Source organism: Vibrio sp. S12_S33 (assembly GCF_963889785.1).
Taxonomy (GTDB): domain Bacteria; phylum Pseudomonadota; class Gammaproteobacteria; order Enterobacterales; family Vibrionaceae; genus Vibrio; species Vibrio aestuarianus.
The window spans coordinates 41,954-63,771 of record NZ_CAWPQZ010000007.1 but is presented as its reverse complement, the minus strand read 5'-3'; the positions used below and the strand labels follow the sequence as shown (position 1 = coordinate 63,771).

At 41.9% G+C, this 21,818-nt stretch carries 22 protein-coding genes and 1 pseudogene; 17 read left to right on the top strand and 6 right to left on the bottom strand.

Annotated features, from left to right (window positions below):
* Positions 1-10: 10 nt before the first annotated feature.
* On the bottom strand, positions 11-811 hold the full coding sequence (locus AACW06_RS05335; protein WP_192074302.1) for a nucleoside-specific channel-forming Tsx family protein: 801 nt from the start codon (positions 809-811) through the stop codon (positions 11-13).
* Positions 812-1,140: 329 nt separating this feature from the next.
* On the opposite strand from AACW06_RS05335, the gene AACW06_RS05330 reads away from it, so the two are divergent.
* The 3 genes from AACW06_RS05330 (at position 1,141) to AACW06_RS05320 (ending at position 3,119) form a co-directional block, all read left to right on the top strand.
* Entirely contained in the window at positions 1,141-1,716 is a 576-nt protein-coding gene (locus tag AACW06_RS05330; RefSeq protein ID WP_192074301.1) for an LON peptidase substrate-binding domain-containing protein, read from the top strand.
* Between the two features lie 123 nt (positions 1,717-1,839).
* Positions 1,840-2,442: an RNA polymerase sigma factor gene (locus AACW06_RS05325; RefSeq protein WP_192074338.1), complete on the top strand. Its 603-nt coding sequence runs from the start codon at positions 1,840-1,842 to the stop codon at positions 2,440-2,442.
* Positions 2,439-3,119, top strand: coding sequence for a ChrR family anti-sigma-E factor (locus tag AACW06_RS05320; RefSeq protein ID WP_192074300.1), 681 nt, complete (start codon positions 2,439-2,441; stop codon positions 3,117-3,119). Before AACW06_RS05325 ends, AACW06_RS05320 begins: the two co-directional genes overlap by 4 nt.
* Before the next feature lie 179 nt (positions 3,120-3,298).
* Here AACW06_RS05320 and AACW06_RS05315 read toward each other — a convergent pair whose 3' ends face one another.
* The 4 genes from AACW06_RS05315 to AACW06_RS05300 all read right to left on the bottom strand — a co-directional run bounded on the left by AACW06_RS05315 (position 3,299) and on the right by AACW06_RS05300 (position 7,042).
* Positions 3,299-4,690: an AmpG family muropeptide MFS transporter gene (locus tag AACW06_RS05315; protein ID WP_192074299.1), complete on the bottom strand. Its 1,392-nt coding sequence runs from the start codon at positions 4,688-4,690 to the stop codon at positions 3,299-3,301.
* 82 nt (positions 4,691-4,772) lie between these two features.
* Positions 4,773-5,318 (bottom strand): peptidylprolyl isomerase, encoded by a 546-nt coding sequence (locus AACW06_RS05310; RefSeq protein ID WP_168786570.1) that lies wholly within the window; start codon positions 5,316-5,318, stop codon positions 4,773-4,775.
* Complete coding sequence (locus tag AACW06_RS05305) at positions 5,318-5,887, bottom strand: YajG family lipoprotein (RefSeq protein ID WP_192074298.1); 570 nt, start codon at positions 5,885-5,887, stop codon at positions 5,318-5,320. The genes AACW06_RS05310 and AACW06_RS05305 overlap by 1 nt, the downstream gene beginning before the upstream one ends.
* A 24-nt stretch (positions 5,888-5,911) precedes the next feature.
* Positions 5,912-7,042: a methyltransferase gene (locus AACW06_RS05300; protein ID WP_192074337.1), complete on the bottom strand. Its 1,131-nt coding sequence runs from the start codon at positions 7,040-7,042 to the stop codon at positions 5,912-5,914.
* Positions 7,043-7,204: 162 nt separating this feature from the next.
* Here AACW06_RS05300 and AACW06_RS05295 point away from each other — a divergent pair, with 162 nt between their 5' ends.
* The 9 genes from AACW06_RS05295 (at position 7,205) to nqrM (ending at position 15,293) form a co-directional block, all read left to right on the top strand.
* Entirely contained in the window at positions 7,205-7,513 is a 309-nt protein-coding gene (locus tag AACW06_RS05295) for a BolA family protein (RefSeq protein ID WP_192074297.1), read from the top strand.
* A gap of 499 nt (positions 7,514-8,012) precedes the next feature.
* Positions 8,013-9,353, top strand: a complete 1,341-nt coding sequence (locus AACW06_RS05290) for a Na(+)-translocating NADH-quinone reductase subunit A (protein ID WP_192074296.1) — start codon at positions 8,013-8,015, stop codon at positions 9,351-9,353.
* A 5-nt stretch (positions 9,354-9,358) separates the two neighbouring features.
* Complete coding sequence (locus AACW06_RS05285) at positions 9,359-10,603, top strand: NADH:ubiquinone reductase (Na(+)-transporting) subunit B (protein WP_192074295.1); 1,245 nt, start codon at positions 9,359-9,361, stop codon at positions 10,601-10,603.
* Positions 10,593-11,360: a Na(+)-translocating NADH-quinone reductase subunit C gene (locus AACW06_RS05280; RefSeq protein ID WP_053310890.1), complete on the top strand. Its 768-nt coding sequence runs from the start codon at positions 10,593-10,595 to the stop codon at positions 11,358-11,360. Before AACW06_RS05285 ends, AACW06_RS05280 begins: the two co-directional genes overlap by 11 nt.
* Positions 11,360-11,992 carry an NADH:ubiquinone reductase (Na(+)-transporting) subunit D gene (locus AACW06_RS05275; protein ID WP_053310891.1) on the top strand — a complete coding sequence of 211 codons (633 nt, stop codon included), beginning with the start codon at positions 11,360-11,362 and terminating at the stop codon, positions 11,990-11,992. Before AACW06_RS05280 ends, AACW06_RS05275 begins: the two co-directional genes overlap by 1 nt.
* 7 nt (positions 11,993-11,999) lie before the next feature.
* Positions 12,000-12,596, top strand: a complete 597-nt coding sequence (gene nqrE, locus AACW06_RS05270; RefSeq protein ID WP_053310892.1) for an NADH:ubiquinone reductase (Na(+)-transporting) subunit E — start codon at positions 12,000-12,002, stop codon at positions 12,594-12,596.
* Positions 12,597-12,629: 33 nt separating this feature from the next.
* Entirely contained in the window at positions 12,630-13,853 is a 1,224-nt protein-coding gene (nqrF, locus tag AACW06_RS05265) for an NADH:ubiquinone reductase (Na(+)-transporting) subunit F (protein WP_053310893.1), read from the top strand.
* Between the two features lie 192 nt (positions 13,854-14,045).
* Positions 14,046-15,056, top strand: coding sequence for an FAD:protein FMN transferase (locus AACW06_RS05260; RefSeq protein ID WP_171979461.1), 1,011 nt, complete (start codon positions 14,046-14,048; stop codon positions 15,054-15,056).
* A 3-nt stretch (positions 15,057-15,059) separates the two neighbouring features.
* Positions 15,060-15,293 carry a (Na+)-NQR maturation NqrM gene (gene nqrM / locus AACW06_RS05255; RefSeq protein ID WP_192074294.1) on the top strand — a complete coding sequence of 78 codons (234 nt, stop codon included), beginning with the start codon at positions 15,060-15,062 and terminating at the stop codon, positions 15,291-15,293.
* A 33-nt stretch (positions 15,294-15,326) separates the two neighbouring features.
* Here nqrM and AACW06_RS05250 read toward each other — a convergent pair whose 3' ends face one another.
* The gene (locus AACW06_RS05250) at positions 15,327-16,541 is read right to left on the bottom strand and encodes a response regulator (RefSeq protein WP_192074293.1); all 1,215 of its coding nucleotides are present in this window, start codon (positions 16,539-16,541) and stop codon (positions 15,327-15,329) included.
* A gap of 216 nt (positions 16,542-16,757) precedes the next feature.
* On the opposite strand from AACW06_RS05250, the gene dinB reads away from it, so the two are divergent.
* From dinB to AACW06_RS05220, 5 genes and pseudogenes are all read left to right on the top strand, one after another.
* Positions 16,758-17,822, top strand: coding sequence for a DNA polymerase IV (gene dinB / locus AACW06_RS05245; protein WP_192074292.1), 1,065 nt, complete (start codon positions 16,758-16,760; stop codon positions 17,820-17,822).
* A 156-nt stretch (positions 17,823-17,978) separates the two neighbouring features.
* Positions 17,979-18,722, top strand: a complete 744-nt coding sequence (locus AACW06_RS05240; RefSeq protein ID WP_192074291.1) for a YggN family protein — start codon at positions 17,979-17,981, stop codon at positions 18,720-18,722.
* Between the two features lie 151 nt (positions 18,723-18,873).
* Positions 18,874-19,478 (top strand): annotated as a pseudogene (locus tag AACW06_RS20950) (CHASE4 domain-containing protein).
* Positions 19,436-20,329, top strand: a complete 894-nt coding sequence (locus AACW06_RS05225; RefSeq protein WP_238336636.1) for a GGDEF domain-containing protein — start codon at positions 19,436-19,438, stop codon at positions 20,327-20,329. The pseudogene AACW06_RS20950 and the gene AACW06_RS05225 overlap by 43 nt, the downstream one beginning before the upstream one ends.
* A 126-nt stretch (positions 20,330-20,455) precedes the next feature.
* Entirely contained in the window at positions 20,456-21,811 is a 1,356-nt protein-coding gene (locus tag AACW06_RS05220; protein WP_192074290.1) for a sodium-dependent transporter, read from the top strand.
* Positions 21,812-21,818: the final 7 nt, after the last annotated feature.

The window sequence follows — 21,818 nt, the reverse complement described above, 5'->3', positions numbered from 1 at the left end:
TTAAGTTCGATTAGAACTTGTACGTTACTGCTAGGTAGTGACCAAAGCCTGTTGACTTGAATGCATCTGTATCTTTGATACCGTAGATATCTTTGTAACCTTTTAAACCGTAACCAACCGCAAAACGGTCAGAATGCCAGTAGATACCGTTAAACATTGCGCCGCCACTGCTAGATGTTGCATATCCTTTACCTGTTTCCATACCAAATTGATAGTCAATGTAACCTTGGTAAGAGATAAATGAACCGTTTTCAAAGAAGTAGAAAGGTTTAAACCAGTTGGTTGAAACTTGGAAACCGTTCCAATCTTTCTTATTTGAGTCGTAAGTACCGTAAAGATTTAGACCAATTTTACCTAACCAAGGCACCATAATATCAGAGCCAAGACCGATTTTTTGAGTGTTAACACCAGAGTTACCACCAGAGTTACCACCCCATTCCATCAGAGTAGATACATATAGTTCTTGTACTGCACCGAAAGATAAATCTTTACCTGTTGCTGCGTCTAGCGACATGCGAGGTGCAAATTTCATAAAGATTTTTTCTGCGCCATCTTTATCACTGCTTGGGTTGCTAAGCAGGTTGAATACATCAACGTAACCGTATAAATCAAAAATACCAGAGCGACCACCAAATTCCATCTCTAAGTAATCGTGAGATGACTCACCTGGCAGTTCATCAATTGCTGCCATTAGATTAAATTGCATCCACTTGTAATCGTTTTTGTGGATATCGCCATCTGAGTAGTCTGCAGCCATAACTGGCGCTGAAGTTGCAGCCATTAGGCCTAGAGCTAAAAGTGATTTACGCATAAGGGGGACTCTCTATGTATTTTAAAAATTCAGCAAACAGATATTTCTGTAGTGCTTTCAATTGGCCGGAATAATAGCGATAAAATTCTCAATTAAAAGTGACTGGTCGCTAAATATTGCATAAAAATTGTGATTATGATCTCCATTTTGATCTTTAGTTTGGAACTAAATCATCATTTCATTTTTTTGCATTGTTAGTGTGATTTTTGTCGCGTTGTCGATTGAGTTGTCATTATTTTATGCAAATCGATAAACCAACATTTTTGGTTAGTGATCGTTTTTTGCTTGGTATCGTATTGATAGATATTAATTATGAAGAGTGGTGAATAATGGAAGAGCTAATGTTGTTCCCTCTAGCCTCAGTCGTTCTGCCAGAAGGGAAGATGAAGCTAAGGATATTCGAATCAAGGTACAAAAGAATGGTCACTAAGTGTTGTCAAACTGACTCTACGTTTGGTATTTGTTTGTTTGATAACAAAGCGGAAGATAAGTCAAGTTACTTATCTGAGTTTGGGATGTTGGTGAAAATTATCGATTTTGAGGCACTTGATGGTGGGTTATTAGGAATAACGGTTTTAGGCATCAAGCGTTTTAAGATAACTAACTTAAGAACAGAGTTTGATGGATTGAGAGTTGCTCAAGTTTCAAGCTTGCCGAATTGGTCAGTCAGGGAACTACAAAAGCATGAGTTTTATTTAAGTGAACAATTACAGAAGGTTTATAAACAGTTTCCTAAGCTTGCTGAAATGTATCCCCTCTGCTTTTTTGATGATGCAAGTTGGGTTGCTCAGCGGTGGTTAGAATTACTCCCCTTATCTAACCAACAATTTGATTATTTAATGCAACAGCAAGATGCGAGCGATGCGTTAGATTTTCTTTTAGGAGTGATCGAAGTCTCTCATTAATGAAGTGATAAAAGAAAAGCTATAGTTACAAGAGTGATCGATTTAGCTTTATTATTCGTACATAGAGTCTAACGGTCAAAATCATTTTTCAAAAAAATGAGACTTCTAAGGAAAGAGCGTAGCATCATGAGTGATTCTCAACATAACGTGCAACCAACAGAGCGCTATACTAAGCAAGATTGGGCCGAGTATATGGAGCGAGTAAAGCTGAGAGACAAACAAGCGTTTTCTGTCGTGTTTCACTATTTTTCCCCACGCTTGCAGCAATTTGCTTATAAACATGTCGGTAATGAACAGGTCGCCTTAGAAATGGTTCAAGAAACCATGGCAGCGGTTTGGCAAAAATCGCATCTATTTGACAGTACTAAAAGTGCGCTATCTACATGGATATATACTATCGCCAGAAATTTATGCTTTGACCTGTTACGCAAGCAAAGAGGGCGGGAACTGCACGTTTATGCTGATGATATTTGGCCAACTGATTATTGCCCACCGGATTTGGTGGAACATTACAGCCCCGAGCATGAAATGCTCAAAGAACAGGTGCTGAAGTTTTTAACCCTGCTTCCTGAGGCTCAGCAAGCAATAGTTAAAGCGGTTTATCTAGAAGAACTGCCACAGCAACAAGTGGCTGAAATGTTTAACATTCCTTTAGGTACAGTCAAATCGCGGTTGCGATTGGCTGTAGAAAAATTAAGACAATCGATTCAAGCGGAGCAGTTATGAGCCATCATCCAACGAACGAGTTACTTAAAAGTTATGCCAATGGTTCGATTGATGCCGCGCACGGCCTTATGGTATCTGCTCACATCGAACATTGTGCTCATTGCCGCAACGTGGTCGAGCAGTTTGAAGCTGTGAATGCTCGAGCTGCTTTTGAATCGAATTCACAACCGATTGGTGATCAGCCAATAGCCGTAGATTTTGATCGAATGTTTGACAATATCGTGTGTTTAGAGACTATTAGCCCATCAGCGATGATGAAGCGCCCACCTAAATATGTTGAAGTTAACGGTAAAAGGTTCGAGTTACCTAGTTCACTTGGTAACTTACTTGACCGAATGGGTGAGTGGCGAAGTTATGGGGGCAAGGTGTTCAGTGCTCATCTTGATCTCGATGAAGAAGCACGGGTTAATTTTATGTACATCAATCGTGATGTTCATATTCCACAACACACTCATAAAGGGATTGAATCAACGCTTGTTCTACACGGTGGTTTTAGTGATGAAGATGGCCACTACGATACAGGGGCTTTTATTCAGCGTGATGCTAGTGTTAAACACAGTCCTTATACTAAGGCGAGTGAAGATTGCTTGTGTTTGACAGTCTTAACCGAACCGATGTTGTTCACGCAAGGTGTAGCGAGAGTCTTTAATTTATTTGGTAAAGGGCTTTATCCATAACGCTAACAATTTTATCCCCTTTCTACTTGAAGCTGCGGAGGGGGGGTTACGTTCGGTCACCCCAATCACATAGCATGTCTATGCTCATGGGGATTCACTCACCTGCCGCCTACTGCAACGCCAAGTAGTTTGTCCTCGTAATCCAACATCATCTGTGAATAACAGAATATGGGGAAGGATTAGAGTTGAGTTTCTTGTTGCTGCTGACTTTCATCTGTATCTCTTTGCCGAGCTTTATCGAGTAAATCGGTAAAGTAATGACGCAGTGAATAAAGCATGATCAAGCTTGGAATTACCATCAAAGCGGTAACTACGAAGAATATTGACCAATTATCTAAGTAATCCACTAACTCACCACTAAATGAAGCCAAGGTCGTTCGGCCTAAATTACCGAGTGAAGCCAGCAGTGCATATTGAGTAGCAGAAAAAGCTTGCCCAGTGAGCACCGTTAGGAAGGAAACAAACGCAACGGTGGAAAAGGCGGTGGTGAAATTGTCAACAATGATGGTGGCAAGGAATAGATGCTCATTTGGCCCAACTTGCGCGATCCATGAAAACATCAGGTTACTAGCTGACATCGCGATACCGCCGATCATCAAGCCGCGCACAATACCAAATCTTACATTGAACATGCTACCAACTAAGGTAAAGAACAATGTTGCTCCCCAACCAATGAGCTTCGAATAATGACCGATTTGCTCATTGCTAAAGCCGATCTCCTTATAGAATGGAATTGACATACGGCCTAGGAAGGCCTCACCAATCTTAAATAAGAACACGAACAACAGCAAAGTGAGTGCGACTTGAACACCATTGCGTTTGAAGAAGTCTAAAAATGGTTCAACAACGGTCACGGTAAACCAAGCCGCAATTTTAGAACCAACCACTTCGCTATGTCTTTGTTCCGCTTGACGCTGTAGGGTTTCACGCAATGTTTTTGGCTCACCCACAAGTAGGGTAAACAGCATTAATACGGCCACGCAAACAGCCATTCCGTAGTACACGCCATTCCAACCAATAGCATCGGCATTAACAAAAGCAAGGTAGCCAGGGAGTGAATAACCTGTCCACCATCCCATCACCGCCATTGCTGAAGCTTGAGGAAGTTTACTGGCTTGCGATTTTGGAAATGAATCAATACGAAATGCATCAATAGCGATATCTTGAGTCGCTGAAGCAATCGCAATAGCCAATGCTAGCATTGACGTGAACATTAAATCATTGGCCGGGTTGACCCCTGCGATAAATAATGTGCAAGTAAGAATGACCAATTGACAAAAGAAGACCCAACTACGCCGCTGACCAAGCAGTGGAGTGAGGAGCGGTAACTTAACGCGGTCGACTAATGGGGCCCATAAAAAGTTTATCGCATAGACCGCAAATACACTGCCAAAATAACCAATAGCGGCACGCGTTAATCCAGCATCTTTTAACCAACCAGACATATTGGAACCGATAAGAACCCAAGGGAAACCGCTAGAGCAGCCCATCAGAAATACCCACAGCAAGCGCTTATCAAGATAGCTACGAATGGTTTCCATCCACGTTAAGGCTGGAGTAGTTGAAGGCATAAAACAAATCCTTATGATGAAAGTAACGTGAGTGTGGTTATTTTCAGAAAGTGAAACGCCGATGAAATCGGCGTTGGTCTAGTTATTTTTCTAATGTCACTTTGGTTATCACAATTGGCTCAACGGGGACGTCTTGCATTCTACCTTTTGAATGGGTGGGTTGTTGCGCCATTTTTTTTACAACGTCAAAACCTTGTGTGACTTTACCAAATACGGCGTAGCCTGGTGGGCGAGCACCATAGTTAAGAAAATCATTATCAACTAGGTTGATGAAAAATTGGCGAGTCGCTGAGTTTGGATCATTGGTACGAGCCATAGCAATGGTAGCAGCGTCATTCTCTAAACCATTATTTGCTTCATTTTTGATCGGGGCGTAGGTATCAAGCTGATTTAAATCAGCATCGAAGCCGCCACCTTGCGCCATAAAACCAGGGATAATACGGTGAAATTGACTTCCTACATAACTACCATCTTCAACATATTTGATAAAGTTGGCTACCGAAACTGGCGCTTTCTCTTGATTAAGCTCGACAGTAAATGAACCTAAGTTGGTTTCAAACTGCACGTTTGGTGCTGCAAATACTGAACAACTGGCCAGTGCTAAGGTTGTGATAAGTGAACGTAACATTAAAAACGCTCCTGCATGTAGCTTTTCAGTTCACTGTCATTGGCAATTTCTTTAAGCACTAAGTTGACGACATCATTGAGTACCATTTCAATATCTTCGTTAGATGCGCTGAGTTTTCCAGAGCGTTTGGCGGTGCCATTGAAGGTTTTTACTAATTTACCCTTAGGCGTTTCGGCGGTTATCTCTAGCGTCACATTGCCATCCATTTCATTGGCCATCACACTGTGTTTTACCGTGACCAGAGCTTCTTGGATCTCTAAAGTGACGTTATTTTCACTATTAACGGTTAAGCGGAAACCTTGGGAGCCAAATTGTTCAGACAATGCGTTTTCTAATGCAATACGCACATTTTGTTTAGAGTGAATAGGCTCGATGTTTGAGCGGCCATTATCCACAAGAGCGACATATTGTGCTGAACGTACGTCTTTGCTCACAAAAGTAAAAGTGGCGTTTTTCACTAAGTCACTTTTGCTCATTGTGGCGGTCGGCATAAAGTTAATTTGCTCTTGTTGAGGCGCAGCACAAGCGGTGAGTAATGCGATTGAGGCTGCTAGAACCAGTTTTTTCATGGTTATTTCCTTTCCTATCTTTGCCTATTTAGTTGCTTGTAAGATAACAAATTTATTGTTGGCTGCGACAGTTTTAACCTGATCTTGGCCAAACAACCTTGCTAATTTTACATCGTAGCCGAGGTGACGATTACCGATCACTAATAATTGTCCACCTTTGTCAAGAACATGCTTTGCATCACAGAACATCTGCCAAGCGATGTGATCTGTAATGGTTTGTTGCTGATGAAACGGCGGGTTACACAATACTAAAAATGCACTGTCTTGTTTAAATCCATCCAAGCAGTTGTTAGTAATACATTGAATATTGCGATCTTCTCCCAAATTATCCATCAAGTTTTGTCTTGCAGATTCGACCGCCATGAAGCTTTCGTCAACGCAGGTAATTCGGGCATGAGGATTTAGTTGTCCCATTTTGACTGATAAGACGCCATTGCCGCAGCCGAGATCGATAACATGGCGCAGATTCGGGTCTTGAGGCAAGTGCTGCAGTAAAAAGCGCGCACCTAAATCCAGGCTTTCACCAGAATAGACATTCGGTAAATTTTTAAGATGAATTGATTCGCCATCAACATCCCACTCGACGAAAGAGTTGACCTCTTGAATCGGTGTGCAATTGGGGACGGAAAAGACGAGACGATGTTTTTTCCACGCAAGGGATGTGGTCGTTTCACCTAAATATTTTTCAAATAATCTAAGCGTGGATGTATGAATCTCTTTCGCTTTATTTACTGCTATCACTGGACAGCTAGCGGGGAGCTGATTGCGCAATTGGACAAGCTGCCATATTAGATGACGATTACTTTTAGGTAATTGAAATAAAACGAGATCAATATGCTGTGGAATGTCATCCATAGTAGTGAGCAAGTCGATTTCATTACCACCATTATTGTGTAAGTTTTTTAATGTCCCACGATGAGATATAAAAGAATCACTCATCATAGTGACGTGATGATTTTGTGAAAACCAACACGATAAGGCGCCAAAACTATCGTTTAGAATCAGAATCCGTTTGCCAGCATCTAAACCTTGCTCCTCAACGTAATTAATTACATATTCATCACCGGCGTCCCATGCTTGTAATGTTTCATTGGTACGTTTAGGGAAGCGATGTAAGCTCAATGAGCGTTCATGCAACGTTAGCTCTGTTTTCATCATGTGTGTATGTCATTGTGTGAATTGCTGCTACATTGTCGCAAATGGCAAGGAAACAAGAAACCAAAACCTTTCTCAATCCTAGTGGTCTAGGTAAACTAATCAACGTTATGTTCCGTATTTAAGTATCTCGTCCATCCTGTGACGTGATAAGGAAAAGGTATGATTCAAAGCATCATTGAAAAAAAGCTGCACCAGGCGTTTAACCCTGACTATTTAAAAGTCGAAAACGAAAGTTACATGCACAATGTTCCGGCAGGTTCTGAAAGTCATTTTAAAGTGATCATTGCGAGTGAACTTTTTGAGGGCGCTCGTTTGATTGCTCGACATCGACAAGTTAACCAAGTTCTGATGGAAGAATTGGCGAGCCATATCCATGCATTATCAATGCATATTTACACCCCTCAAGAATGGAAAGAGCAGACAAGTGGCGCGCCTGATAGCCCAATGTGCATGGGGGGCGGTAAATAAAAAGCATTGGATGTTTCATTGGTTGGTGAGTGTTTGATTTGTTTTTGAGCTGAATATTAACAGTGTGACAACAAACTCTTAAGTTAGGCAGGTTAAGACAGGTTGTTTCAATTGGTGATCAAAAATAAACACCTAGTTAGATTGTGGAATTGGCTATTTGTGCGATGCTTCAAACTTATGACGATTCGCTAGTCTTTGATATTCAATATTTTCGAAATAAAACCCGTTATCAAGGGATTGGTCGTGGCATCGAGTTCCGAAAAAATGCTAGACTACCGCACCTAATGGATCTATCGCATCGTATGTGATGAGATTGTTAAAAGGATGTTGCGATTTTGGCGTTTTAAACAAGCCGAAAGCGGACACAAATAAATGTCGTGTCTAAGGCTGGTTTAACTTTTATTTGGCCTCTTTCCAAGAACGACCATGAAAGATAAACAAGCTTTGAATTTACGCAAATTAAAAGAATCTTTTTCCCGATAAAATAGTGCAAGTGCGTATGATTACAATAAAAAAGGGTTTGGACCTTCCTATTGCAGGAACTCCATCCCAGGTGATTAATGATGGTAAAACCATCACTAAAGTCGCCTTGCTTGGCGAAGAGTACGTCGGCATGCGTCCTACAATGCATGTTCGCGTAGGCGATGAAGTAAAGAAAGCTCAAATTCTTTTCGAAGATAAAAAGAATCCCGGTGTGAAATTTACTTCACCAGCAAGCGGTAAAGTTATTGAAGTGAATCGTGGTGCTAAGCGTGTTCTTCAATCTGTAGTGATTGAAGTAGCAGGTGATGAGCAAATCACGTTTGATAACTTCGAAGCCAACCAATTGGCAAGTCTTGATCGTGCAACGGTTAAAACTCAGTTAGTTGAGTCTGGTCTTTGGACTGCGTTGCGTACTCGTCCGTTCAGCAAGGTTCCAGCAATTGAGTCTTCAACTCAGGCTATTTTTGTCACAGCAATGGATACCAACCCATTAGCGGCAAAACCTGAAGCGATCATTAACGAACAGCCTGAATCGTTCGTTGCTGGGCTTGATATTCTCTCAACGCTAACAGAAGGTAAGGTTTACGTTTGTAAATCAGGTACCAGTCTGCCGCGATCTTCTCAATCAAACATTGAAGAACATGTCTTTGATGGGCCTCATCCAGCAGGTCTTGCTGGTACTCACATGCATTTCCTCTATCCAGTTAGTGCTGAAAATGTGGCGTGGAGCATCGGTTACCAAGACGTCATTGCTGTTGGTAAATTGTTCCTAACCGGTGAGCTATACACTGACCGTGTAATATCACTTGCTGGTCCTGTGGTAAATAACCCTCGTCTTATTCGCACTCAGATCGGCGCTAGCCTTGAAGAGCTAACGGATAACGAATTGATGCCTGGTGAGGTTCGTGTGATTTCTGGTTCAGTACTTTCGGGTACTCATGCTAGTGGTCCACATGCTTATCTTGGTCGTTATCATGCTCAGGTTTCCGTCCTTCGTGAAGGCCGTGACAAAGATTTTCTTGGCTGGGCGATGCCTGGTAAGAATAAATTCTCTGTAACTCGTTCTTTCCTTGGTCACTTATTCAAAGGTCAGTTGTTCAATATGACAACGACTACCAATGGTAGTGATCGTGCAATGGTGCCAATCGGCAACTATGAAAAAGTGTTGCCACTAGATATGGAACCAACACTGCTACTTCGTGATCTATGTGCCGGTGATATCGATAGCGCTCAGCGTTTAGGTGCTCTGGAACTAGACGAAGAAGATCTCGCATTGTGTACCTTTGTATGTCCTGGTAAATACGAATATGGTCAACTACTTCGTGAGTGCCTAGATAAGATTGAGAAGGAAGGGTAATTTTCATGGGCCTTAAAAAGTTTCTTGAAGACATCGAGCATCATTTTGAGCCTGGTGGTAAACATGAAAAATGGTTTGCTTTGTATGAAGCAGCGGCAACGCTTTTCTACACTCCTGGTTCAGTAACAAAAAGAAGCTCGCACGTTCGTGATAGCGTTGACTTAAAACGTATCATGATCATGGTTTGGCTAGCGGTGTTCCCAGCAATGTTCTGGGGCATGTATAACGTTGGTCATCAAGCTATTACTGCTCTAAACCACTTATATACTGGCGCTGAACTGGCTGGTGTTATCAGTGGAAACTGGCACTACTGGTTAACCGAAATGCTTGGTGGCACATTAAGTGCCGAAGCCGGTTGGGGCAGTATGATGTTACTGGGGGCGACGTACTTTTTACCAATCTACGCAACGGTATTCCTTGTCGGCGGTTTTTGGGAAGTCTTGTTCTGTATGGTGCGTAAGCACGAAGTTAACGAAGGCTTCTTCGTCACTTCTATCCTTTTCGCCTTGATTGTTCCGCCAACATTGCCTTTATGGCAAGCCGCTTTGGGTATTACCTTTGGTGTAGTTGTAGCGAAAGAGATCTTCGGTGGTACAGGTCGTAACTTCTTAAACCCTGCGCTTGCTGGACGTGCGTTCTTGTTCTTTGCCTACCCTGCTCAAATCTCAGGAGATGTCGTTTGGACTGCTGCTGATGGTTTCTCTGGTGCAACTGCTCTTAGCCAATGGGCTCAAGGCGGTAATGGCGCACTAATGAACAAAGTAACCGGTGAAGCGATCACGTGGATGGATGCTTTTGTTGGTAACATCCCAGGCTCTATTGGTGAAGTTTCAACACTAGCTCTTGCGATTGGTGCGGCGTTTATTGTGTACATGGGCATTGCTTCATGGCGCATTATCGCTGGTGTTATGATCGGTATGATTGCTATCTCAACAGTGTTTAATGTTGTTGGATCAGACACTAATGCAATGTTCAACATGCCATGGCATTGGCACCTAGTGTTAGGTGGTTTTGCGTTCGGTATGTTCTTCATGGCAACAGACCCTGTATCCGCTTCATTTACCAATAAAGGTAAGTGGGCATACGGCATTCTGATTGGTGCAATGTGTGTAATGATTCGTGTGGTTAACCCTGCATACCCAGAAGGTATGATGCTGGCGATTCTATTTGCGAACCTATTTGCACCTCTGTTCGACCACGTGGTTATTGAGAAGAACATCAAGCGGAGACTAGCGCGCTATGGCAAGTAATAACGATAGCATTAAAAAGACGCTGTTTGTTGTTATCGCATTGAGCTTAGTGTGCTCAATCATCGTATCGACAGCGGCGGTTGGCCTGCGTGATAAGCAAAAAGCAAACGCAGTGCTTGATAAGCAAAGTAAAATTGTTGAAATGGCAGGTCTTCAAGCCGAAGGTACTGTGCCTGAGCTATTTGCTCAGTACATTGAACCTCGTCTTGTTGATTTTGACAGCGGTGATTTTGTTGAAGGTGATGCCGCTAATTACGACCAACGTAAAGCTGCAAAAGTACCAGCAGAGTCTATCAAGCTAACGGCTGAACAAGATAAAGCGAAAATTCTTCGTCGAGCTAACACGGGTGTTGTTTACCTAGTGAAGAATGGTGATGAGATTTCTAAAGTGATTATTCCTATTCATGGTAATGGTCTGTGGTCAATGATGTACGCATTTGTGGCTGTAGAAACCGATGGTAATACCGTGTCTGGTATCACTTACTATGAACAAGGTGAAACTCCGGGATTGGGTGGTGAAGTTGAAAACCCATCATGGCGTGCTCAATTCATCGGCAAGAAATTGTTTGATGAAAACCACCAGCCAGCAATTAAAATTGTTAAAGGTGGTGCTCCAGCAGGTTCTGAGCATGGTGTTGATGGTCTATCTGGTGCCACATTAACCAGCAACGGTGTTCAACACACATTTGACTTCTGGTTAGGTGATATGGGCTTTGGTCCATTCCTAGCAAAAGTTCGTGACGGAGGTCTGAACTAATGTCTAGCGCAAAAGATCTTAAAAAGAGCATTCTAGCGCCAGTATTGGATAACAACCCAATCGCGCTACAAGTTCTTGGGGTTTGTTCTGCTCTTGCGGTAACGACCAAACTCGAAACGGCATTTGTAATGACACTTGCGGTAACCTTTGTAACCGCATTGTCTAACTTCTTCGTTTCAAGCATTCGTAACCACATACCTAACAGTGTGCGTATCATCGTTCAAATGGCGATCATCGCTTCGTTAGTTATTGTGGTAGACCAAATATTGAAAGCTTATCTTTATGATATCTCTAAACAGCTTTCAGTATTCGTTGGTTTGATCATTACTAACTGTATTGTTATGGGCCGTGCAGAAGCTTTCGCGATGAAATCTGCGCCAATTCCGTCATTTATTGATGGTATCGGTAACGGTCTTGGTTACGGTTTTGTATTGATTACTGTTGGTTTCTTCCGTGAACTTCTAGGTTCAGGCAAGCTATTTGGTATGGAAGTGCTACCTCTAGTAAGCAACGGTGGTTGGTATCAACCCAACGGTTTAATGCTACTAGCCCCTTCGGCATTCTTCCTCATTGGTTTCATGATTTGGGCAATTCGTGTGTTCAAACCTGAACAAGTAGAAGCGAAGGAGTAAGGACGTCATGGAACATTATATTAGTTTGCTAGTGAAATCGATTTTCATCGAAAACATGGCGCTTTCTTTCTTTTTAGGTATGTGTACATTCCTTGCGGTATCTAAGAAAGTAAAGACATCTTTTGGTTTAGGTGTCGCGGTTGTTGTGGTTCTGACTATTTCAGTACCAGTGAACAACTTAGTTTACAACCTAGTACTGAAAGAGAATGCTTTGGTTGAAGGCGTCGATCTGACATTTCTTAACTTCATTACCTTTATCGGTGTCATTGCGGCATTAGTACAGATTCTAGAAATGATCTTGGATCGTTTCTTCCCGCCTTTGTACAACGCATTAGGTATTTTCCTACCGTTGATCACCGTAAACTGTGCCATCTTTGGTGGCGTATCCTTCATGGTTCAACGTGATTATAACTTCACAGAATCAGTAGTATATGGTTTCGGCTCGGGTGTAGGTTGGATGCTTGCAATTGTCGCTCTTGCCGGTATTCGTGAAAAAATGAAGTACTCAGATGTACCTCCGGGTTTACGTGGTTTGGGTATCACCTTCATCACGGTAGGTTTGATGGCGTTAGGCTTTATGTCTTTCTCTGGTGTTCAACTGTAAGTCGGGTAAACCGCAACAATAAAGGAATAGTCAATGGACATTATTCTTGGTGTAGTGATGTTTACTCTGATTGTTCTAGCACTCGTATTAGTGATTTTATTCGCTAAATCGAAGCTAGTACCAACAGGTGACATTACAATCTCAATTAATGGCGATGCTGATAAAGCCATCGTAACCACGCCAGGTGGCAAGCTACTTAGCGCGCTAGCTGGTTCTGGTGTATTCGTATCATCTGCTTGTGGTGGTGGTGGCTCTTGTGGTCAGTGCCGCGTTAAAGTGAAATCTGGCGGTGGTGATATTCTACCTACCGAGCTTGACCACATTACTAAAGGCGAAGCTCGTGAGGGTGAGCGTTTAGCGTGTCAGGTTGCAGTGAAGACTGACATGGATATCGAACTTCCAGAAGAGATCTTTGGTGTTAAAAAATGGGAATGTACCGTTATCTCTAACGATAACAAGGCAACATTCATCAAAGAGCTTAAGCTGCAGATCCCTGATGGCGAATCCGTACCTTTCCGTGCGGGTGGCTATATTCAGATTGAAGCGCCAGCTCACCACATCAAATACTCAGACTTTGATGTACCTGAAGAGTATCGTGGCGACTGGGATAAGTTTAACTTGTTCCGCTACGAGTCTAAGGTAGATGAAGATATCATCCGTGCTTACTCAATGGCTAACTACCCAGAAGAGTTCGGTATTATTATGTTGAACGTGCGTATTGCTACGCCGCCACCAAATAATCCAGACGTACCACCAGGTCAAATGTCATCGTTTATTTGGTCACTGAAAGAAGGTGATAAGTGTACGATCTCTGGGCCATTTGGTGAGTTTTTCGCGAAAGACACTGATGCAGAGATGGTCTTCGTCGGTGGTGGTGCTGGTATGGCGCCGATGCGCTCTCATATCTTCGACCAACTGAAGCGTTTGAAGTCAACTCGTAAGATGTCTTACTGGTACGGTGCTCGTTCTAAACGTGAAATGTTCTACGTGGAAGATTTCGATGGCTTAGCTGCTGAGAATCCAAACTTCGTATGGCATTGTGCGCTTTCAGACCCAATGCCGGAAGATAACTGGGACGGATACACAGGTTTCATCCACAACGTATTATACGAAAACTATCTTAAGGATCATGAAGCTCCTGAAGATTGTGAATACTACATGTGTGGTCCACCAATGATGAACGCTGCGGTTATCGGCATGCTGAAAGATCTTGGTGTAGAAGATGAAAACATCCTTCTTGATGACTTCGGTGGTTAATTTACCTCGATAGTTAAGTGATGGCTGGCTCTTAGGGGTCAGCCATTTGTTTTTATTCTCATTGTAATTGAAGTTTGATATTTTTTTAAAAAGGTTCAAATTCTACAATCGATAATGGTTGATTGAGTTGATATAGCAAATAGGAATGCGACTTCTTTCCTATATCCACTTTTCATTGATAGGAGTAAACAAGTGAAAAAATGGCTTGTTGCGTTAGCTTCTTTACTTGTGTTGGCGGGTTGTGAAAAACCAGTCGAGCAAGTGCATCTTAGCGGCCCGACGATGGGTACCACATACAATATTAAATACATTAAAGCAGACGGCATTCCGAGCTCTGAAAGTGTACAAAAAGAAGTCGATCGTTTATTGGAACAAGTCAATGATCAAATGTCGACTTATCGTAAAGATTCCGAGTTAAGCCGCTTTAACCAGTTTCAGGAGACAACGCCTTTCACTGTATCGAGCCAAACGGCTATTGTTGTGAAAGAAGCGATCCGACTGAATCAACTGACTTTAGGTGCGCTAGATGTCACTGTAGGTCCTCTGGTTAATCTATGGGGGTTCGGCCCAGAAGCCAGACCTGATGTTGTGCCTACTGATGCCGAATTAGCAAACAGAATGGCAAACATCGGTATTGAACATTTATCGGCAACAAGTACTACACTGAGTAAAGATCTTCCTAATCTTTATGTCGATTTATCTACAATAGCGAAAGGCTGGGGAGTTGATGTGGTTGCTGACTATATTCAGTCGCAAGGTATTGAAAATTACATGGTCGAAGTCGGTGGTGAGATGCGCTTGAAAGGGTTAAACCGAGATGGTGTCCCTTGGCGAATTGCTATTGAAAAGCCCACTATTGATGAGCGTACGATTCAAGAAATTATTGAACCTGGTGATTTAGCAATTGCAACATCTGGTGATTATCGTAATTACTTCGAACAAGACGGAATTCGCTATTCTCATATCATTAACCCTGAAACAGGCAAACCGATTAATCATAAAGTCGTGTCGGTTACCGTGCTTGATGCTTCATCAATGACAGCTGATGGCTTAGCGACCGGGTTAATGGTACTTGGTGAAGTCAAGGGAATGGAAGTGGCTGAGCAACAGCAGATCCCAGTGTTTATGATTGTGAAAACAGACAACGGGTTTAAAGAGATTGCATCGACAGCTTTTAAGCCCTATTTAAATAAAAGTGAGTAAACCATGAGTACGTTTTTCATTACATTCAGTGTTTTTTTATGTGTGATTGCTGCGATGGCAGTTGGCTACGTATTTCAAAAGAAAGTAGTTAAAGGTAGTTGTGGTGGGCTTGGTGCTGTGGGGATTGATAAAGTATGTAACTGTCCAGAACCATGTGATGCACGTAAAAAGCGTGAAGCACGTGAAGCGGCTAGAGCTGAAAAACTAGCGCAGTGGGATAAAGACCGCATCGCTTAAAAGAAAACGCCCGAACTTCTTCGGGCGTTTTCTTTATCGACTAACCAGTTGGTTTCGGCCATTTTCCTTTGCTTGATATAGGTAGCCATCCGCTTCACGAATTTGGTTTTTAAGCTCATCATTTACAGATGAAACTCCAATACTGATGGTGATATGAATGTTGTGCTCCTTGTGTCTGATGGTGGTTTTCTCCACTCGTTGTCTCATGTGTTCCAAGCGAGTGACGAAATCATCGTAACTTTGACAGGATTGGATACAAAACTCTTCACCACCAAACCGCGCCACGATTTCATTGGGAAAGCAAATTTTTAGAATGTTGGCTACGGTCTTTAAGGCAACATCACCGCCATCATGGCCCAAAGTATCGTTCACTTTTTTGAAGTGGTCGATATCAAGCATAGCAATATGGCGTAGTTCGCAACCGTTACACTCTTGGTCAAAGAGGTAACGACGATTCCACAGCCCTGTCAGGGCATCTTGGTTGGCCATGCGGTAGAGTTCGTTGGTCGCTTCTTTCATGTCCATGATTTGGTGGACACGACAAAAGAACTCTTCTTGGTTGAATGGTTTGTAGAGAAAGTCGTTCGCTCCAGCTTTAAGAAAGCGAGCAGTCATGGTTCGATCACCGCTACCAGAGAGCCCCAAAATGGCGAGTTTATTCTTGTCTGTACTTACCCGAATTTCACGAATCATCGTAATACCATCTTTTTTTGGCATATCGTGATCAGTAATGACGAAGGTTATTTCAGGATGCTCTTCCAATACTTTTAACGCGTCTTCACCGTTCTCGGCTTCGAGGGTATAAATATATTGGTGTTCTAATAATTGTTTGATGTGTTTTCTCACTACTTTGGAGTCATCGACAACTAACACCTTATGTAGATGATTGTTAGTAAGACGTTTAACTAAGGGCAAAAGGTAAGAGACAGACACCATACTGTCTTTTAAAATGTAATCTAGCACCCCTTTGGCGAGCACTTTGGCTCGAACTTCCTCATTAAACATGGCGGTCAAAACAATCACTTTTTGATTGTTTTGCAACGCGAGATCAATCACTTCCCCATCTTGACCATCAGGTAAGCAGTAATCGAGAACTGCACATAGGAAATCATGATTATTATTAAGATGCGTTTGCGCCTCGGCAACGCTTTCTGCAGCAAATACGTCATAACCAGCTTGAGAAAGCTGTTGTTGGAGGTAGTTGCGAAAAGCTCGGCTATCTTCTACGACCAGTATTTTATTACCCAAGAAAGAGGCCTCCGGAATTCTATTGACTACTAACATAAACAATAAATAGGATTAACAAAAATACCATAAACAAGCCATTATTTTGTAAAGAATTTTGACGGTTTCTCAAAATAACGACGTACATACGGATTCATCTGCATCTGAAATTGTCAGTTGAGAAAGAAAAATTCGCCTGTATACTGTTTTTTTATCCAGTTGTAATTTTGGCGAGCTTGTATGTCGGCAGAAACGAGAAAAATTATCCATATTGATATGGACTGCTTTTATGCCGCGGTTGAAATGCGTGACACCCCTAATTTTCGAGGGTGTCCTTTAGCTGTGGGGGGGCATGAAAAGCAGCGTGGCGTGATTAGTACGTGCAATTATGAAGCACGTACATTTGGTGTGAGAAGTGCAATGCCGACCGCACAAGCGCTCAAACTCTGCCCTGGTTTATTGGTGGTGCCTGGGCGAATGCAAGTCTACAAAGAGGTGTCGAAACAAATTCGAGGCATTTTCTCGCGATATACTCACTTAATTGAGCCTCTCTCGCTTGATGAGGCCTACTTAGATGTCACGCATGCTACGCAATATCATGGTTCCGCCACTCTGATTGCGGAAGCGATTCGCCGTGATATCTGGACCGAGCTACAGCTTACGGCTTCTGCAGGTGTCGCCCCAATAAAGTTTCTAGCGAAAGTCGCCTCTGATATGAATAAGCCTAATGGACAATTTGTGATACCACCCGATAAGGTTCAGCAAGTAGTGGATGAATTGCCGTTAGAAAAAATTCCAGGAGTTGGTAAGGTAAGTCTAGAAAAGCTTCATCTGGCGGGGCTTTATAAATGTAAAGATATAAAGCAAAGTGATTACCGAGAATTATTGCGTCAGTTTGGACGGCTAGGTGCTTCGTTGTGGAAAAAAAGCCACGGAATAGATCCAAGAGAGGTAGTGACTCAACGAGAGCGAAAGTCGGTTGGTGTTGAACGAACATTCAGTGAGAATATTTTAACCTATAGTGAGTGTTGGCATGTAATTGAATCCAAGCTTTATCCTGAACTAGAAATGAGGCTTCGTAAAGTTAGTCCTGATATGGCCATTATAAAGCAAGGTATAAAAGTTAAGTTTGCAGACTTTCAGCTCACCACTATCGAGCATCTACATTCCAGTTTAGAATTGGATGATTTCCGGCATTTATTAGAAAGTATTTTGCAGCGTCAGCATGGCAGAGAAATTCGATTATTAGGCTTAACAGTGATGTTAAAACCTGAAGAACTAAATAAGCAACTGAGTTTTTTCTAACTTTATTTGGTTAATAACAACCACACTTAGGTTATTTCTGGTTTAAATTGTATTGGAAACTATTGATGCAATGGTGTGTTTTACTGACAAGTTATTAACTCATTGAATGTTTATTTTTGATATGTTTCCCCACAATGTTACTCATGAGATAGAACGATGAAAAAAATAATATTACTAGCGTCGATGATGTTAAGTTCGCCGTTATGGGCCGCACAGTGTCGAGTGAATGTTGGTCATGAAGTTCATTTGGATGGCGAAAAAGTAGAGATCATTAAAACCTCTACCGATAAAGTGCTAATGGATGACCAGAATAACTTATACATACATGGTGAGAGAGTCGAATTAGATGCTGAACAGCAATCAGCGTTGGAGAAATATCAAGAAGGTATCAATACGGCATTGCCGAAAGCGAAGCAACTAGCCAGCGATGGTCTCGCGTTAGCTAATGATATTCTTGATGATATCGCGGCCAGCATTGATTCACCAAACGCTTTCGATAACGTTAAGCAGTCGATGACAGAATTTTTTGCCGACATCGAAAGCCGTTATTACCAAGATGGTGATTTAGTGTTACCAGCTCAAACTTTTGAATCAATGAGTGAAACATGGGCTGAAGATATTGAAAAGGCCAAGGCTTTGTTCAATCAAGAGTTCATCGCAAGCGCATTCGAGGCGCTATCGAGCAAAATGCAGCAAGAGGGTGGGTTAAATCTAACCGAACTGGCTAATACCATAGCTGAACTTAAAGACAAACTCGCTGTGCGTATAAATGAGTATTCCACTAAAATCCAAAAAGAGAACGACGATTTTTGTGAGTCCCTGGACAATATGGTTGAGCAAGAACAACAATTGCATCAAAAAATACCTGAACTAAAAGATTATCAGGTGTTTACCATCTAAACTTAGGGAGTGTCTTTTTCTCATCCCAACTTCGTTACAGTGGCTGATGGTTTGAACATTGTTTAAAAATTTTAGTTTAAAATGGTTAACCGCTTGGGCATCAGTGACAGTCATTGTATTGTTCGTTTTATGCTACCTACTTTTTAAGTATATGTGGTCTTATGATCGCGCAGTAGAGCATGCCTTATCTTTACAGCAAGGTGGAGTAAAACGGGTTCAAACCGTCGTTAATATTGCAAAAGCAGAGTTAGGATCTTCATTAGCCGATTACGCTGCTTGGAATGATATGGCAGACTTTATTCGCAATCCAACGGAGGAGTTTGTTCAAGATGATATTGGATCTCATGCTTTTGAATCTAACTCATTGAATGGTATTTTATTTTTGACCACAATGTGCAACTGGTTTGGGGATTAAGATATGATTACGAAACGGGTAATGAAATTAGTTATGATTCGATACGCTATCGCTTTGGTGAACTTCTTGCTGAGGTGATGAGAAAAGAGCAAAGTTTTGTCGACCCAATCATCTGTTTTATCGTTATCGACAATGCACTGTTTATCATAGGAACTTCAAGAGTTTGTAACAGCGGTGGTTCAGAGTGCGATAAAGGTTATTTAATATTTTTAAAGCGTATTAATAACAAGTTTTTAAATAGAATTGAACAAGCGACAGGAATCAGTACCAATATCCTTGTTCGATCAATCAAGATGTTTTGCTTAAGCCTATTAGTAATATTACCTATCTTGAAATGCTAGATTACCGTAACCACTCAACGGTATTAATTCAAGTCAATCACAGTGTTAAGATTCCTCCTTTTATTCACTGGCAAGAATTGTCGATGCTGGCTGTCTTTTCTGTCTTGATGTTTTTCTTCAACCTGATTGTTGTGAATAAGCTGGTCAAACCGATAACCGCTGCTAATAAAGTATTAGATCAATTTCAAAATTCAGGTGGAAAAATGCCGCATGAGGGCACATTTATATCTAAAGAGATGAAAGCTTTTTCAAGGACGATCAACCAGATAGTGACAGAGTTAGAAACAAGCCGCACTGAGTTGAAATGGCAGTCAGAACATGACCCGCTGACGCGAATTGCCAATCGACGCCGCCTCGAAAAGGTTTTTAAAAGCTATATAACTCGGTATGAGTTTAGATACATCACACTATTTTTAATCGATATTGATCACTTTAAACTTTTTAATGACAACTATGGGCACTTAGACGGTGATAAAGCGTTGAAAGCGGTGGCTGAGTGTTTAGGCAGTCTTGAGTTTGATGGTCGTGGGGAAAAACTTGTTGCTCGTTTTGGCGGCGAAGAGTTTTGTGTGGTACTGGCAAGTGATATGGAAATAGACAGTGAATCGTATGGAGAGAAGTTAGTCAATGCCGTTGAGTCACTGTATATGGTGCATCAATTTTCACCATCAAATAACGTTTTATCAATCAGTGTTGGTGGTGTTGAAATTGATACTCCTAAGCTCAATGATTATTTATATTTTTATCACGCCGCAGATCGAGCGTTATACTCTGCAAAAGCGCAGGGTAGGGGACGTTATCTAGTGCAAAAGTTTCAAGCAAACCCCAAAACGCAACTCTCTGTTCAATAATATTTACATCCGACTGTTATTCTAATTGCCGATTGTTTGCTTAATAAACAGGCAATCTGATTGCTCATTATCGCGCTTTGCATTAGTGTACTAGTCCGCTAGTTTATTGATATCTGTGTGAGTGGTATGACGCAATCTAATTCTCGTGAACTATTTGGTTCTCGCCTTGGTTTTATTTTAGCAGCAGCGGGTGCAGCCGTTGGCCTTGGTAATATTTGGGGGTTTCCAACGCAAGCGGCCAGTAATGGCGGCGGTGCTTTTCTGTTGGTCTACTTAGTGATGATTATGGTTGTTGCCTTCCCTATGCTCGTTGTTGAAATGGCTATTGGTCGCTTTGGGCAAGCAAACCCTGTCGATAGTATGCGTTCACTCACTGCTAATCCAGTTGCCAAGGCTATCGGAGGCGTTGTTGGTTGGATAGGCTTGAGTGTTCCTAGCGCTGTGCTTGCTTTTTATAGCATTGTAGGTGGTTGGTTAATTTGCTTTCTCCTTGGTGCGGTCACGGATCTGCTCGGTATGGCTGAAATGACCGCTTGGTTTAAAGGCTTTAGCGTTGAGAGAAATCTATTCGGGACGCTTATTTTTTATGTTTTGACGATTCTCATTGTTCAAGGTGGAGTGAAGCAAGGGATAGAAAAGTGGTCTACTCGCTTGATGCCTGCATTATTTATATTGTTTGGTGTTTTATTTATTTACATCATGACTCAATCGGGCGCAATGGAAGGGTTACAGCACTATTTGATTCCTGATTTCTCTAAAATTTGGGACAAGCAGCTATTATTGGCTGCAATGGGGCAAGGATTCTTTTCTTTGACCATTGGTGGTTGTTCGATGCTGATTTACGGTTCGTATTTAAGTAAGAAAGAAAATTTACCTAAGATGGCATTGAGCGTAACACTTGTTGATACCGCTGTTGCTTTTATCGCCGGTTTAGTGGTATTGCCAGCTATGTTTGTTGCCATGCATAAAGGTGTGCAGATCTATGCTGAAGACGGCTCATTGCTAAGTTCTGATACATTAGTTTTTACTGTGTTACCGCTGATGTTTGATAGTTTAGGATGGTTAGGGCAAGTATTTTCGATAGTGTTCTTTACTCTTTTGACAATTGCCGCATTAACTTCTTCTATTTCAATGTTGGAATGCCCCGTTGCTTTAGTGAGTGAGCGTTTTAATACAGCGCGAACATCAACAAGCTGGATTTTAGGGGGTACGATTGCCAGCGTCAGTGTGATTATTGTTTATAACTTTGCTGAGCTATTTGGGCTGGTCGCGATGTTAGCTACACAGTACTTACAACCAATGGCTGCGCTTATGTTTTGTCTGTTTGGTGGCTGGGTATGGAATCGCCACAGCAAGGTCAAAGAACTTGAGCAAGGTTTCCCAGAATTCCAATTGGGTTGGTTTGGTAAAATTTGGCCGTGGTATGTGAAGTTTGTTTGCCCAGTTCTTGTCACTACGGTGATATGGGCATCATTTAGTTAGGATACAA

Excerpts from the sequence above, each read along its gene's own strand:
- AACW06_RS05315 (WP_192074299.1), bottom strand. The coding sequence starts at position 4,690 with ATGCCTTCAACTACTCCAGCCTTAACGTGGATGGAAACCATTCGTAGC.
- AACW06_RS05290 (WP_192074296.1), top strand. The coding sequence starts at position 8,013 with ATGATTACAATAAAAAAGGGTTTGGACCTTCCTATTGCAGGAACTCCA.
- AACW06_RS05305 (WP_192074298.1), bottom strand. The coding sequence starts at position 5,887 with ATGAAAAAACTGGTTCTAGCAGCCTCAATCGCATTACTCACCGCTTGT.
- AACW06_RS05280 (WP_053310890.1), top strand. The coding sequence starts at position 10,593 with ATGGCAAGTAATAACGATAGCATTAAAAAGACGCTGTTTGTTGTTATC.
- nqrM (WP_192074294.1), top strand. The coding sequence starts at position 15,060 with ATGAGTACGTTTTTCATTACATTCAGTGTTTTTTTATGTGTGATTGCT.
- AACW06_RS05220 (WP_192074290.1), top strand. The coding sequence starts at position 20,456 with ATGACGCAATCTAATTCTCGTGAACTATTTGGTTCTCGCCTTGGTTTT.
- nqrE (WP_053310892.1), top strand. The coding sequence starts at position 12,000 with ATGGAACATTATATTAGTTTGCTAGTGAAATCGATTTTCATCGAAAAC.
- AACW06_RS05295 (WP_192074297.1), top strand. The coding sequence starts at position 7,205 with ATGATTCAAAGCATCATTGAAAAAAAGCTGCACCAGGCGTTTAACCCT.
- dinB (WP_192074292.1), top strand. The coding sequence starts at position 16,758 with ATGTCGGCAGAAACGAGAAAAATTATCCATATTGATATGGACTGCTTT.
- AACW06_RS05300 (WP_192074337.1), bottom strand. The coding sequence starts at position 7,042 with ATGAAAACAGAGCTAACGTTGCATGAACGCTCATTGAGCTTACATCGC.
- AACW06_RS05330 (WP_192074301.1), top strand. The coding sequence starts at position 1,141 with ATGGAAGAGCTAATGTTGTTCCCTCTAGCCTCAGTCGTTCTGCCAGAA.
- AACW06_RS05285 (WP_192074295.1), top strand. The coding sequence starts at position 9,359 with ATGGGCCTTAAAAAGTTTCTTGAAGACATCGAGCATCATTTTGAGCCT.
- AACW06_RS05275 (WP_053310891.1), top strand. The coding sequence starts at position 11,360 with ATGTCTAGCGCAAAAGATCTTAAAAAGAGCATTCTAGCGCCAGTATTG.
- AACW06_RS05335 (WP_192074302.1), bottom strand. The coding sequence starts at position 811 with ATGCGTAAATCACTTTTAGCTCTAGGCCTAATGGCTGCAACTTCAGCG.
- nqrF (WP_053310893.1), top strand. The coding sequence starts at position 12,630 with ATGGACATTATTCTTGGTGTAGTGATGTTTACTCTGATTGTTCTAGCA.
- AACW06_RS05310 (WP_168786570.1), bottom strand. The coding sequence starts at position 5,318 with ATGTTACGTTCACTTATCACAACCTTAGCACTGGCCAGTTGTTCAGTA.
- AACW06_RS05240 (WP_192074291.1), top strand. The coding sequence starts at position 17,979 with ATGAAAAAAATAATATTACTAGCGTCGATGATGTTAAGTTCGCCGTTA.
- AACW06_RS05320 (WP_192074300.1), top strand. The coding sequence starts at position 2,439 with ATGAGCCATCATCCAACGAACGAGTTACTTAAAAGTTATGCCAATGGT.